The sequence below is a fragment of the Geodermatophilus sp. CPCC 206100 genome (assembly GCF_048569675.1).
In the GTDB taxonomy this organism is placed as follows: Bacteria; Actinomycetota; Actinomycetes; order Mycobacteriales; family Geodermatophilaceae; genus Geodermatophilus.
In genome coordinates this window covers 1-12,001 of the sequence record NZ_JAQISV010000039.1, presented here as the reverse complement: position 1 = coordinate 12,001, position 12,001 = coordinate 1, and the positions used below count along the sequence as shown (strand labels likewise).

The following is a 12,001-nucleotide window of genomic DNA, read 5'->3' as shown; positions in this document are numbered from 1 at the left end:
CATCGGGGTGGCGACCGCCCCCGGTAGGGGGACTGTTCACGTCCCCGTGCCCACCCGTTCACCGAGCGGGCCGGAAACCGTGGAGCCCGACACCTACGCTCGACAGGGACAGCGCCGCGGCTGGAAGCCCGTGGCCCGGCGCCGCTGCCCCGGTCGCGCTCCGACCGGTCGACGAGGAGGACGACGGTGCGCCAGCACTACCACGAGGAACTCGAGGACATCAACAACTGCCTGGTGGAGATGGCGAACACCGTCGGCTCCGCCATGAGCAAGGCCACCACCGCCCTCCTGGACGCCGACATCTCCCTGGCGAACCTGGTCATCGAGGGCGACGCGAGCGTCGACGCCACCCGGGAGAGCATCGAGCAGCGGTGCTTCACCCTGCTGGCCCGCCAGGCGCCGGTGGCCACCGATCTGCGCACGCTGACCGCCGCGATGCGGATCATCGCCGACCTGGAGCGGATGGGCGACCTCGCCGTGCACGTGGCCAAGCTGGCCCGGATGCGGTTCCCCGAGCACGCCGTCCCGCAGGAGCTGCGCCCGATCTTCCTCGAGGCCGGGCACGTGGCCGAGAGCCTGGTCAGCCAGACCGCGACCGTCATCGCCAAACTCGACGTCGACGCGGCCGCGGCCCTGGAGGCCGACGACGACCTGATGGACCAGCTGCACCGGCAGCTGTTCAGCGAGCTGCTGTCCAAGGACTGGCCGCACGGCATGGAGGCGGCCATCGACATCACGCTGCTGGGCCGGTACTACGAGCGCTTCGCCGACCACGCGGTCAGCGTGGCCCGCCGGGTGGTCTTCCTGGTCACCGGCGAGCGGGAGATGCACGCCGCCGCACAGTGAACGACGGCGACGAGGGCCCGGACGCAGCCGCGTCCGGGCCCTCGCGCTACTTCTTGCCCTGGTTCTTGACGGCCTCGATGGCGGCGGCCGCGGCCTCGGGGTCGAGGTACTCCCCACCCGGCTTCACCGGCCGCAGGTCCTCGTCGAGGTCGTAGCGCAGCGGCACCCCCGTCGGGATGTTCAGCCCGACGACCTCGTCCTCGCCCATGCCGTCGAGGTGCTTCACCAGCGCCCGCAGGCTGTTGCCGTGCGCGGCGACGAGCACGGTGAGCCCGGCCCGCAGGTCCGGGACGATCGCGTCGTACCAGTAGGGCAACATCCGGACGACGACGTCGGCCAGGCACTCGGTCGCCGGCCGCACCTCGGGCGGCAGCACGAGGTAGCGCGGGTCGCCGTCCTGGGCGTACTCGCTGCCGGGCTCGATGGGCGGCGGCGGCGTGCTGTACGACCGCCGCCAGACCGTGAACTGCTCCTCGCCGTACTCGGCGAGCGTGGCCGCCTTGTCCTTGCCCTGCAGGGCGCCGTAGTGCCGCTCGTTGAGCCGCCAGGAGCGCTTGACCGGGATCCACTGCCGGTCGGCGGCGGCCAGGGCCAGCTCCGCGGTGGCGATGGCCCGCTTGAGCACGGAGGTGTGGCAGACGTCGGGCAGCAGGCCCTGCTCGGCGAGCAGCTGCCCCCCGCGGGCGGCCTCGGTGCGACCCTTCTCCGACAGCGGCACGTCCACCCAGCCGGTGAACAGGTTGGCCTTGTTCCACTCGCTCTCGCCGTGGCGGAGCAGCACGAGCGTTCCGGTCGTCACGACGTCATCCTGCCCGACGGCCGCCCACCCCGCGCCGGCCCCGTCCCGAGGCCGGTCCGGAGCAGGCGAGGAACGAGGAGGGGTCGGTCACCCGGTGAGCAGCGGCCAGAACACCCACAGCTCGAAGGCGGCCGGCGGCGCCAGCCCGGTGAGCAGCCACGGGCTGCGCACCGGGCGGGCCACACCCCATCGGAGGGCGGCGACCGCGGCGACGCTGCAGACCACCGCGACGCTCAGCCAGAACACCACCGCGGCCACGTCGACGACGCCGAGCTGGGCGAAGCCGAGCTCCACGGCGGACAGCAGCAGCGGGTAGGCCAGCGCGGAGGCCGCGACCACGCCGACCAGCGCCCGGACGAACCGCGCCTGGGCGGGATCCTCCTGCATCGGCGCCCACGCTAACCGCCGCCGTCAACCGGCCCCCGCGGCGACGGCGGCGGGGCCTACCCGCCGGCTGCGGACGGCGTCGCGCGGCGGCGCCCCGGCAGCCAGAGCAGGACGACCAGGCCCGCGAGGGCCGTCGCCACGGCCGTGCCCACGGCGGTGGTGTGCATGGCCGCGACGAAGGCGTCCCGGGCCGGGTCGACCAGGCCGACGACCGCGGCGGCCGCCTCGTCGTCCCCTCCCGACCGGGCCCGCGCCACCGCCTCGAGCGTCGCGGGCAGCGAGGAGCGGGCCTCCGCCCGGACGCCGGCCGGCAGCGCGTCGACGGCGTCCCCCAGCCTGCCGGCGTACGCGGCCGCCAGCAGCGAGCCGAGGATGGCGACCCCGAGGGCGCCCCCCACCTGGCGGACCGAGTTGTTCACGGCGGCGCCCGCCCCCGCCTTGGACCGCGGGACCACGGACATGATCGACTCGGTCGCCGGCGCCATCACCGCGCCCATGCCCAGGCCCTGCACGGACAGGATGACGACCATCAGCGCCATGGGTGACCCGCCGTCGAGCAGCTGGAACCCCGCCACCGCCCCGGTGATCAGCAGGAACCCGCTGCCCACGACGGCCTTGGCGCCGAACCGCTCGGCCAGCCGCGAGCTGACCGGCGCCATGACGGCCAGGCCCAGCGCCATGGGGATGAGCGCCGCTCCGCTGGCCATCGGGCCCAGGCCGCGGACGCCCTGCAGGTAGTAGACGAGGTAGAAGGTCGAGCCCATGAGGGCGAAGAAGTTCAGCCCCAGGGCGGCCGCGGCGGCCGAGAAGGCCGGGTTGCGGAAGAGCGTGACGTCCAGGGCCGGGTGCGCCGAGCGCAGCTGCAGCCAGACGAACAGGGCGAGCAGGAGCAGCCCGCCCAGCGCCGGGACCAGCACCCCGGCCGACGTCCACCCCGCGCCGGAGCCGCCGTGGATGATCCCGTACACCAGCGAGGCCAGCGCCACGATGGACAGCAGCACCCCGGGCACGTCCAGCCGCCCGGGCGAGGGGTCCCGGGACTCCGGGACGACGAGCACCGTGCCGACGGCACCCAGGACGGCGACCGGCACGGCCAGGAGCAGGATCGCGCCCCACCAGAACTGCTCGAGGACCGCGCCGCTGGCCAGCGGGCCGCCGGCGACGGCCAGCCCACCGGTGGCGGCCCAGATGCCGATGGCCCGCCCGCGCTCCCGGGCGGGGAACACGTCGGTGATCACGGCCAGGGTGGCCGGCTGCACGGCGGCGCCGCCCACGCCCATGACCGCGCGCCACACGATCAGCTCCAGCGGACTCCCGGCGAAGGCGCCGAAGAGCGACGCGACGGCGTAGATCGCCAGCCCGATGAGCAGCACCCGCCGCCGGCCGATCCGGTCGCCGAGCACGCCCCAGGAGAACAGCAGACCGGCGAAGACGAGGATGTAGGCGTCGATGGCCCACTGCAGCTCGGCCTGCGTGGCGCCCATCTCCCGGTGCAGCGTGGGGAGGGCGACGTTGAGCGTCGTGTTGCCCATGATCACCACGAGGATGCAGACGACGAGCGTGGCCAGGACCCACCAGCGGCGGGGGTGCCCGGGCCGCTCCTCGGCGGCCGCGGCCGGCGTGCGGTCGGTCGAGGTCACTCCCCGCCGTCCGGCGCGTCCCCGGGCCGCCCCCGGCGCGCGGGGTCGGCGAAGGCGGCGAACGCCTCGAGGTTGCGCAGCGACTCGCCCCGCTTGACCCGCCAGGCCCACTCGCGGCGGATCGAGGTGCCGAAGCCGATCTCCAGCATGGTGTTGAAGTGGTCGTCGGCGTAGGTGAGGACGGCGCCGAGGATGCGGTCGAGCTCCTCGGGGGTGACGGCGGCGTGCGGCAGCCGGCCGGTCAGGTAGATGTCACCGACGCTGTCGATCGAGTAGGAGACGCCGTACGTGCGGGCGTTGTGCTGCAGCAGGAAGGTCCACAGCTGCTCGCGGTTCTCGTCGGGCTGGCGGCAGACGAACGCCTCGACCCGCAGCGCGTGCTCGCCGACGATCAGCCCGCAGACCGTCTTGAGCTTCTTGGTGCCCGGCAGGTCGACCAGCCAGCGGCCCGGGGCGGGGTGCTCGTGCACCAGCTCGGCCTCGCGCAGGGTCTGCTCGATGACCGCGTCGAGCTCGGCGACGCGGCTCACCGCCCCGCCCGTCGGCTCACCGCGCCACCTGCGCGCTCGGCAGCGGCCGCACCGCCCCGAGGGCGCGGGCCGGGCGCAGCACGGCGCCGGCGGACGCGCGGCGGGCCGCGACCGCCATCTCCCGCGCGGCGGAGGCGTAGGCGGTCACCAGGGAGTCGACCGTGCGGTCCCAACTGAACAGGCCGGCGTGCCGCCGGGCACCGGCCGACAGCAGCGGCCGGCGGGCCAGGACGGCGCGGATGGCGGCGGCGTAGTCGGCCGGGTCGCGGCCGGGCACCAGCACGCCGGAGACCCCGTCGCGGACCGCGGTGCGCAGGCCGCCCACCGCGGCGGCGACGACCGGGGTGCCGCAGGCCTGGGCCTCGAGCGCCACCAGGCCGAAGGACTCGTTGTGGCTGGGGACGACGGCGACGTCGGCGGCCCGGTAGTGCTCGGCCAGCCGCTGCGAGTGCTGCGGCGGCAGGAAACGGACCAGGTCGGGGATGCCGAGCTCGGCGGCCAGCTGCTCCAGCTGCCGCGGCGCCTCCAGGCCCGAGCCGCTGGGCGCGCCGATGACGTGCACCTGGAGGCGGTCGCGCAACGCGGGGTCGTCGGCCAGCATCCGGGCCGCGGCCCGCAGCAGCAGGTCGGGGGCCTTCAGCGGTTGGATCCGCCCGACGAACAGCAGGACGACGGCGTCCTCGTCGATGCCGAGCGCGCGGCGGGCCGCCGTCCGGTCGCCGGGGGTGAACCGGTCCAGGTCGACGCCCGGCGGGATCACGAGCGTGCGGCACGGGTCGGCCCCGTAGTGGTCGACCAGCTGCAGCGCCTCGTCCTCGGTGTTGGCGACCAGCCGGTCGGCCTCGGCCACGACCTGCTCCTCGCCGATCACCCGGCCCTGGGGCTCGGGGCGGTCACCGGCGGCCAGCGCGGCGTTCTTCACCTTGGCGAGGGTGTGCGCGGTGTGGATGAGCGGCACGCTCCAGCGGTCCCGGGCCAGCCAGCCGACCTGGCCCGACAGCCAGTAGTGCGAGTGGACGACGTCGTAGTGGCCCGGCTCGTGCTGTGCCTCCTCCCGCAGGACGGCGGCGGTGAACGCGCACAGCTGCCCGGGCAGGTCCTCCTTGCCCAGCCCCTCGAACGGGCCGGCGCTCACGTGCCGGACCGTGACGCCGGGGCTCATCTCCACCACCGGCGGCAGGTCGCTCGAGGTGGCCCGGGTGAAGACGTCGACCTCGATGCCGCGGGCGGCCAGGCGGCGGGACACCTCGACGACGTAGACGTTCATGCCCCCGGCGTCACCGGCGCCGGGCTGGTCCAGCGGGCTGGTGTGCACCGACAGCGTCGCCACCCGCCGGGGCACGGCCGACCAGGGACGTCGGCGAGCGGCCACGTCGGACCTCCCGCCTCGGCTCCGGGCGCCCGAGTGCACCCGCTCGACTCTCCATCCTGCAACAGCGCGAGGATGGTCCCCATGTCAGTCCCCTCACAGTCTCCCTCCGGGCCTGCCGGTCCGCCCGGTGCGGGCCGCACCGCCGTCGTCACCGGCGCCTCCAGCGGCATCGGGGCGGCGACCGCGCGGCGACTGGCGGCTGAGGGCTTCGACGTCGTCCTGGGCGCGCGACGGATGGACCGGCTGACCGAGCTGGCGGCCACGATCGGCGGCCGGGCGCTGCCGCTGGACCTCACCGACCCGTCGTCGGTCGAGGCGTTCGCCGGTGCGCTGGACCGCGTGGACGTGCTGGTCAACAACGCCGGCGGCGCCTTCGACGCCCGACCGGTGGCCGACGCCGACCTCGACTCGTGGGAGCGGACCTACGAGGTCAACGTGCTCGGCACCGTGCGCCTGACCAAGGCGCTGCTGCCGAAGCTGGTGGCCTCCGGCGCCGGCGACCTGCTGTTCGTGGGCTCGACCGCGGGGCTGGTCTCCTACGAGGGCGGGGCGTCCTACACGGCGGCCAAGCACGCGGTGCACACGCTGGCCGGGACGCTGCGGCTGGAGCTCTACGACCAGCCGGTGCGGGTCGTGGAGATCGCGCCGGGGATGGTCCGCACCGACGAGTTCTCGCTCAACCGGCTGGGCTCGGCGGACGCGGCCGACGCCGTGTACCGCGGGGTGCGCGAGCCGCTGGTCGCCGAGGACGTCGCCGACTGCATCGCCTGGGCGCTCACCCGCCCGCACCACGTGAACGTCGACCTGCTCGTCGTCCGCCCCCGCGCCCAGGCCGCCCAGCACAAGGTCCACCGGGAGTAGGGGGACCCCTCACCTCCCCGCCGAGATCGGCGATCTCGCACGGCTGCGGTGCCTCATCCGTGCGAGATCGCCGATCTCGCACGGGTGGCGGAGCTACGGGCGGACGGCGGTGGGCTCGCGCTCCAGCACCACGCCGAAGCGCTCGCGCACGGTCGCGACCACCCGGTCGGCGAAGGCCAGCAGCTCGGCGGCGGTCGCGCCGTCGGCCGTGGTCAGGGCCAGGCTGTGCCGGGACGACGTCCCGACCCGGCCCTCGCGGAAGCCGCGGCCGAAGCCGGCGTGCTGGACCAGCCAGGCGGCGCTGAGCTTGACCGCCCCGTCGCCGGCCGGCCAGCTCGGGCAGCCCTCGACGGCCCCGGTGGCCGGGACGATCGGGTTGGTGAAGAACGACCCGGCACTGCGGCTGTCGGGGTCGGCCGGGTCCCAGACCATGCCCTTCCCCCGGCGCAGCTGCAGCACCGCGGCGCGGACGTCGGCCAGCGGGGCCGGCGTCCCCAGCTCGACGCCGAGCGTGCGGGCCAGCTCCGCGTAGCCGACCGGCCGGGACAGCTCCCCCGGCGTCAGCCGGAACCCGACCTCGAGGACGACGAAGCGCCCGGGCTCGCGCTTGAGCCGGCTGTCGCGGTAGGCGAAGCCGCACTCGGCCGGGGTCAGCGTGCGCTCGGCCTTCTCCGCCCGGTCGTACACGCGGACGTCGGTGACGACCTGGGCGACCTCCTGGCCGTAGGCGCCGACGTTCTGCACCGGCGTCGCGCCGGTCGACCCCGGGATGCCCGACATGGCCTCCATGCCGGCCAGCCCCTGCTCCACGGTGTAGGCCACCAGGTCGTCCCACGGCTCGCCGGCCTGCACGACCAGCTGCCCGCCGTCGCGCCGCACCCCGCGGCTGCGGACGGCGACCACGTCGCCGGGCCAGCCCTCGTCGGGGGCCACGATGTTCGAGCCGCCGCCGAGCAGCAGCAGCGGACGGCCGGCCTCGTCGGCCTCCCGGACGGCGGCCACCAGCTCCCCGGCGTCGGTGACCTCGACCAGCCGGTCCGCGGGACCGCCCACCGCCAGCGTCGTCAGCTCCGCGAGGCGGGCGTTCCGTCGGACGTGCACGGCCCCACGCTAACCGCGACTAGGCTCGGCGTCGGTGAGCGAGGCAGGAGGCAGCGACCACAAACGCCGCGCGTCCCTCGCCCCGAGGAAGGCCGGCCCGCGGCTGGCGGCGGGCCGCGCGCGGGCCCTGGGGCTGCCGACCCGCGGCACCACGAACGCCAACCGGCTGCGCCGCGCCGACCGCTGGCTGCTGGCCACCCAGGTGCCGCGGCTGCGCGACGCCGCCCGGCCGCTGGTCGTGGACCTGGGCTACGGCGCCTCGGCGGTCACCACGCTGGAGCTGGCCGACCGGCTGGGGCCGGAGGTGCCCGGGCTCGAGGTGGTGGGGCTGGAGATCGACCCGGCCCGGGTCGCCGCGGTCGCCGCCGACCGGGACCCGCCGCGGGTCGACTTCCGGGTGGGCGGCTTCGAGCTGGCCGGGCTGCGGCCGGTGCTGGTGCGGGCGTTCAACGTGCTGCGCCAGTACGACGAGGCGTCGGCGGCCCGGGCCTGGGAGACGATGTGCGCCGCGCTGGGCCCGGGCGGGCTGCTCGTCGAGGGCACCTGCGACGAGTGGGGACGCCGCGCGGCCTGGGTGGCCCTCGACGCCGACGGCCCGCTCACGCTCACGCTGTCGGCGCGGGTCGCGGACCTGGACCGGCCCTCGGACCTCGCCGAGCGGCTGCCGAAGGCGCTGATCCACCACAACGTCCCCGGCCGGCCGGTGCACGGCTTCCTGCGCGCCTTCGACGCCGCCTGGGCCGCGGCCGCCGGGCTGTCCACGTTCGGGCCGCGGCAGCGGTGGACCGCGGCCGTCTCGGCCCTCGCCGACGACGGGTGGCCGTTCGTCGGCTCCTCGCGCCGCTGGCGGCTCGGCGAGCTGACGGTGCGCTGGTCGGCGGTGGCGCCCGGCTGACCCCGGACGTGCGCCGGGGGCGTCCCCGGCGGGAACGCCCCCGGCTGGTCAGGGGCGTTCCCGCGGGAACGCCCCCGGCGGGTCAGCCCCTCACGCCGCGGCGTGCTCCGCGCCGCCGCCGGCCGCGGTGGCGAAGGTCCCGCGCGGGCCGGCGGGCTCCGGCAGTGCCGGGAACTCACCCGGCACCGGCCGGCCGGGAACGCCGTTCACCGACTCGGTGGAGGCGGCGAACGTCAGCATCGCGAAGGCGATGAGGTCGCTGTTCACGTCGAGCGCGTGCTCGTTGACGTTGCCGTAGGTGTCGCAGTCGGCGTGGTAGCAGGGGTCGAACGCCTCCCCCGCCGTCCCGCCCCAGATGGCCGCCTGCGCCTCGGTCTTGACGACCTCGGCCCCGGTGAACAGACCGCTGGACGGGATGTCGTTGAGGATGAACGCCTCGTAGTCGCTGCGCCCGGAGAACTCGGTGTCGTCGTAGGGCTCCCCGATGAGCGTGTAGTAGCGCTCGTAGACGTCCTCGACGGCGGCCGATCCGGCGGGCACCGGCACCGGCGCCTGGAACGTCGACTGGTCGGCGTCGTAGACCATCTGCACGTGGTTGGGCGACCCGACCATGTCGTAGTTCGTGTAGAGGGCGATGCGGTCCCGCTCCTCCGGGGACAGGCTCGCGACGTAGGCGGCCGACCCGAGCAGCCCGAGCTCCTCGGCGGCCCACCAGCCGAAGCGCAGGGTGTTCTCGTGCTCGGTGTTGGCCATCATCAACGCCGTCTCGAGCAGCGCGGCCGACCCGGAGCCGTTGTCGTTGATGCCCGGCCCGTCGGTGACGCTGTCGAGGTGGGCGCCGGCCATGACCACGTTGTCCCGGTTCCTGCCCGGCAGCTCGGCGATGACGCTCTGGTCGGTCCGGCGCTCCGAGGGCAGCACCTCGACGAACGCGGTGGCCCCGGCCTGCGCCAGCGCCTCCCCCTGGGCGAAGCTCGCGCCCACCACGGGGATGGTCAGCTCCGACGGCTGGGTGGACTCCAGGTCCAGGAAGGCCGCGGTGGCGACGAGGAGGGCCTCGCGGTCCGGGGCGTCCCCCTGGTTGAACACCACGACCGCCTCGGCGCCCGCGTCCTGGGCGTTGCGCGCCTTGAGGCCGAAGGTGCAGGTGCCGCGCTGGACCAGGGCGATGTCGGCGCCGCCGCTCCAGTCGGTGCCGGCGAAGTCCGTGGCCTCGCAGCCGCTGGTCGAGGCCCGCGGTGGCGCGAGGCTGACGTCGACCGGGACCACCGTGCCCTGCACGGTCCCCGAGCCGCTGCCGGTGAAGACGCCGGTCTCATACTCCCCGGCCACGGGGGTGAGCTGGCGGAGGACGGCGGGGAAGTTGTAGTCGAACTCGACCGGGGAGAACGAGACCTCGTACCCAGCCTCCTCCAGCCGCTCGGCGACGTACTCGACGCTCGCCGCGTAGCCGGGGGTGCCGGCCGCCCGGCTGCCGGGGTAGTCGGACTTCTGCTCCTGGTCGGCGATCTCCTGGAAGCGCTCCTGGTGCGCCCGGACGCCCTCGAGCGTCACGCAGTCGAGCAGCTGCTGGTACGTGGCGTTGTCCCGCTCCTCGCACGGCCGTCCCGAGTCGGCGACGGCGGCCTGGGCGGGCAGTGCGAGCGCGACGAGCAGGCCGCCCGTGCCCACGGCGACCGCTCGCGACGCCGTCCTCCTCCGTGTCCCCCCACCGGTCATGCGCGTCCTCCTCGGTTCCGGTCCGGCGGACGTCGGTGGCCGCCGGGAACGTCCTGGCCCCGCAGACACTGGCCCTGCCGCCCCGGGCTCGCCCAGTGCCGCCGCCCGGTCCGCTCGCCGGAGACGGACCGCAGCCCGGGAGCCGTTCCCCGGGTCGCCGTGCTGACCTGCCGTGACGTACCGGTCACCCTCGCGACGCCCCGAGCAGCGCGGTGTGATCCTGCGGAGTCGACCGCTCACGGAGGGGCGCCGGCAGGGCGACGGCGGGAGGTACGCGCGCGACGGGCACGATGACCGGCGTGCCCCGCTCCTCCCGATCCGAGCCGGTCGTCCCGCCGGGCCCGACGCCGGTGGACGGCGGCACGGCGGAGCTGCTCGGCGACGCCGACCGGGACGGCTCCTGGGTGCTCCTGGTCGAGGGGACGCCGCAGTCGCACGTCGACCTCGACGACCCCGCCCACCTGGAGTTCGAGTACGTGCGCCGGATGGGTCACGTGCTGGACCTGGCCGCCGAGGAGGGCCGGGCGCTGGACGTCGTCCACCTGGGCGGCGGGGCGCTCACCCTGCCGCGCTACGTGGCGGTGACCCGCCCCGGCTCCCGTCAGCGGGTCGTGGAGGTCGACGAGCGGCTGACGGCGCTGGTCCGGGCGCACCTGCCGCTGCCGCGCGGCGCCCGGGTCCGCGTGCGGGCCGCCGACGCCCGCGCCGGCCTGGCGGCGCTGCCCCCGCGGAGTGCGGACGTCGTCCTCAGCGACGTCTTCGCCGGAGCGCGGACCCCCGCCCACCTGACCAGCGTCGAGTACGCGCAGGAGGCGGCCCGGGTGCTGCGTCCCGGCGGGACGTACGCCGCCAACGTCGCCGACGGCCCGCCGCTGCGCTTCGCCCGCGCCCAGGTGGCCACCCTGCGCGCCGTCTTCACGCACGTCTGCCTGCTCGCCGAGCCCGGGACGCTCAAGGGACGGCGCTTCGGCAACCTGGTCGCGGTCGCCTCCGACGCCGAGCTGCCGATCGCCGGCCTGGTGCGCCGGTGTGCCGCCGACCCGATGCCCGGCCGGGTGGTCGAGGGCGCCGAGCTCGACCGGTTCGCCGGCCGGGCGCAGCCGGTCCACGACGTCGACGCCGTCGCGTCACCCGAGCCGCCGGAGGGGGTGTTCAGCCGCTGAGGCGCCGCCGTCCGGACCGTGCGCCGCGGCGCCGTCCGACCGTAGGGTCGGGGACATGACCTCGCCTGTCCGTCCCCCGCTCCGCCGCGACACCCAGCACAAGGTGGTCGCCGGGGTCTGCTCGGGGATCGCCCGTCGCTACGGCCTGTCGACCAGCGGCCTGCGCCTGGCGTTCGTGCTGTCCTGCATCCTGCCCGGGCCGCAGTTCGTGGCCTACCTGGTGCTGTGGGTCGTCATGCCCGCGGACCGCGGCTACTGACGACCGGTCACCAGCTGGTGCCACCCCGGCGCAGGCCCCGCACCGCGGGGCGGACGTCGACGAGGTAGACGACGGCGGCGATGATCGCCGGCAGCCCGAGGAAGCTCATCGGGCCCTGCCAGAAGACGACGAGGGTCGCCAGGGCGGTGATCGCCGCCCACGCCGGCTTGGTGAGCTTGCCGGCCGCCACGAAGCCGGTGGCGGGCCGGATCAGCGCGTCCACGAGGGCGTACGCGGTCAGCGCCAGGGCCCCGTAGTACAGGGCCAGGTAGATGACACCCTCGAAGGACTGCATGTCGGCAGAGTACCCGCGAGAGCACGGGAACCGGCCGCGCGCAACCCCATCGGGTCCCCGGACAGCACAGGGGCCCTCCGGGGGCGGGGGGCCGGCCGGCGCGGCGCGCCGGGGGGGGGGGGGGTCGTTGGCGC

The 12,001-nt window shown here is 75.6% G+C and carries 13 protein-coding genes; 5 read left to right on the top strand and 8 right to left on the bottom strand.

What is annotated here, in order from left to right:
• Nucleotides 1-186: 186 nt before the first annotated feature.
• Nucleotides 187-846 carry a phosphate signaling complex protein PhoU gene (gene phoU / locus PGN05_RS17720; protein WP_419753881.1) on the top strand — a complete coding sequence of 220 codons (660 nt, stop codon included), beginning with the start codon at nucleotides 187-189 and terminating at the stop codon, nucleotides 844-846.
• 46 nt (nucleotides 847-892) lie between these two features.
• On the opposite strand, the gene PGN05_RS17715 is transcribed toward phoU, so the two are convergent.
• The 5 genes from PGN05_RS17715 to mshA form a co-directional block, all read right to left on the bottom strand.
• The gene (locus PGN05_RS17715) at nucleotides 893-1,645 is read right to left on the bottom strand and encodes a phosphoglyceromutase (protein WP_419753880.1); all 753 of its coding nucleotides are present in this window, start codon (nucleotides 1,643-1,645) and stop codon (nucleotides 893-895) included.
• An 87-nt stretch (nucleotides 1,646-1,732) separates the two neighbouring features.
• On the bottom strand, nucleotides 1,733-2,032 hold the full coding sequence (locus PGN05_RS17710) for a hypothetical protein (RefSeq protein WP_419753879.1): 300 nt from the start codon (nucleotides 2,030-2,032) through the stop codon (nucleotides 1,733-1,735).
• A gap of 56 nt (nucleotides 2,033-2,088) precedes the next feature.
• Nucleotides 2,089-3,672: a DHA2 family efflux MFS transporter permease subunit gene (locus PGN05_RS17705; RefSeq protein WP_419753878.1), complete on the bottom strand. Its 1,584-nt coding sequence runs from the start codon at nucleotides 3,670-3,672 to the stop codon at nucleotides 2,089-2,091.
• Nucleotides 3,669-4,202 (bottom strand): YbjN domain-containing protein, encoded by a 534-nt coding sequence (locus tag PGN05_RS17700; RefSeq protein ID WP_419753877.1) that lies wholly within the window; start codon nucleotides 4,200-4,202, stop codon nucleotides 3,669-3,671. The genes PGN05_RS17705 and PGN05_RS17700 overlap by 4 nt, the downstream gene beginning before the upstream one ends.
• Nucleotides 4,203-4,218: 16 nt before the next feature.
• A complete protein-coding gene (gene mshA / locus PGN05_RS17695) occupies nucleotides 4,219-5,574 on the bottom strand; it encodes a D-inositol-3-phosphate glycosyltransferase (RefSeq protein WP_419753876.1) in 1,356 nt (451 codons plus the stop codon).
• An 81-nt stretch (nucleotides 5,575-5,655) separates the two neighbouring features.
• On the opposite strand from mshA, the gene PGN05_RS17690 reads away from it, so the two are divergent.
• Nucleotides 5,656-6,435, top strand: coding sequence for an SDR family oxidoreductase (locus tag PGN05_RS17690; RefSeq protein WP_419753875.1), 780 nt, complete (start codon nucleotides 5,656-5,658; stop codon nucleotides 6,433-6,435).
• 93 nt (nucleotides 6,436-6,528) lie between these two features.
• Here PGN05_RS17690 and PGN05_RS17685 read toward each other — a convergent pair whose 3' ends face one another.
• Nucleotides 6,529-7,536: a UDP-N-acetylmuramate dehydrogenase gene (locus PGN05_RS17685; protein WP_419753874.1), complete on the bottom strand. Its 1,008-nt coding sequence runs from the start codon at nucleotides 7,534-7,536 to the stop codon at nucleotides 6,529-6,531.
• 34 nt (nucleotides 7,537-7,570) lie between these two features.
• Here PGN05_RS17685 and PGN05_RS17680 point away from each other — a divergent pair, with 34 nt between their 5' ends.
• Nucleotides 7,571-8,431: a class I SAM-dependent methyltransferase gene (locus PGN05_RS17680; protein WP_419753873.1), complete on the top strand. Its 861-nt coding sequence runs from the start codon at nucleotides 7,571-7,573 to the stop codon at nucleotides 8,429-8,431.
• Nucleotides 8,432-8,521: 90 nt separating this feature from the next.
• Here PGN05_RS17680 and PGN05_RS17675 read toward each other — a convergent pair whose 3' ends face one another.
• Entirely contained in the window at nucleotides 8,522-10,150 is a 1,629-nt protein-coding gene (locus PGN05_RS17675; protein WP_419753872.1) for a M28 family peptidase, read from the bottom strand.
• A gap of 299 nt (nucleotides 10,151-10,449) precedes the next feature.
• On the opposite strand from PGN05_RS17675, the gene PGN05_RS17670 reads away from it, so the two are divergent.
• Together PGN05_RS17670 and PGN05_RS17665 are read left to right on the top strand one after the other, a co-directional pair.
• Nucleotides 10,450-11,313 carry a spermidine synthase gene (locus PGN05_RS17670; RefSeq protein WP_419753871.1) on the top strand — a complete coding sequence of 288 codons (864 nt, stop codon included), beginning with the start codon at nucleotides 10,450-10,452 and terminating at the stop codon, nucleotides 11,311-11,313.
• Nucleotides 11,314-11,368: 55 nt separating this feature from the next.
• Complete coding sequence (locus PGN05_RS17665) at nucleotides 11,369-11,572, top strand: PspC domain-containing protein (RefSeq protein WP_419753870.1); 204 nt, start codon at nucleotides 11,369-11,371, stop codon at nucleotides 11,570-11,572.
• A gap of 7 nt (nucleotides 11,573-11,579) precedes the next feature.
• Here PGN05_RS17665 and PGN05_RS17660 read toward each other — a convergent pair whose 3' ends face one another.
• Nucleotides 11,580-11,867, bottom strand: a complete 288-nt coding sequence (locus PGN05_RS17660; RefSeq protein ID WP_419753869.1) for a DUF2516 family protein — start codon at nucleotides 11,865-11,867, stop codon at nucleotides 11,580-11,582.
• Nucleotides 11,868-12,001 lie beyond the last annotated feature (134 nt).

What these genes read in the sequence shown, in the direction of transcription:
- PGN05_RS17710 (WP_419753879.1), bottom strand. Translation starts at nt 2,032, where the DNA reads ATGCAGGAGGATCCCGCCCAGGCGCGGTTCGTCCGGGCGCTGGTCGGC.
- PGN05_RS17690 (WP_419753875.1), top strand. Translation starts at nt 5,656, where the DNA reads ATGTCAGTCCCCTCACAGTCTCCCTCCGGGCCTGCCGGTCCGCCCGGT.
- PGN05_RS17675 (WP_419753872.1), bottom strand. Translation starts at nt 10,150, where the DNA reads ATGACCGGTGGGGGGACACGGAGGAGGACGGCGTCGCGAGCGGTCGCC.
- PGN05_RS17665 (WP_419753870.1), top strand. Translation starts at nt 11,369, where the DNA reads ATGACCTCGCCTGTCCGTCCCCCGCTCCGCCGCGACACCCAGCACAAG.
- PGN05_RS17660 (WP_419753869.1), bottom strand. Translation starts at nt 11,867, where the DNA reads ATGCAGTCCTTCGAGGGTGTCATCTACCTGGCCCTGTACTACGGGGCC.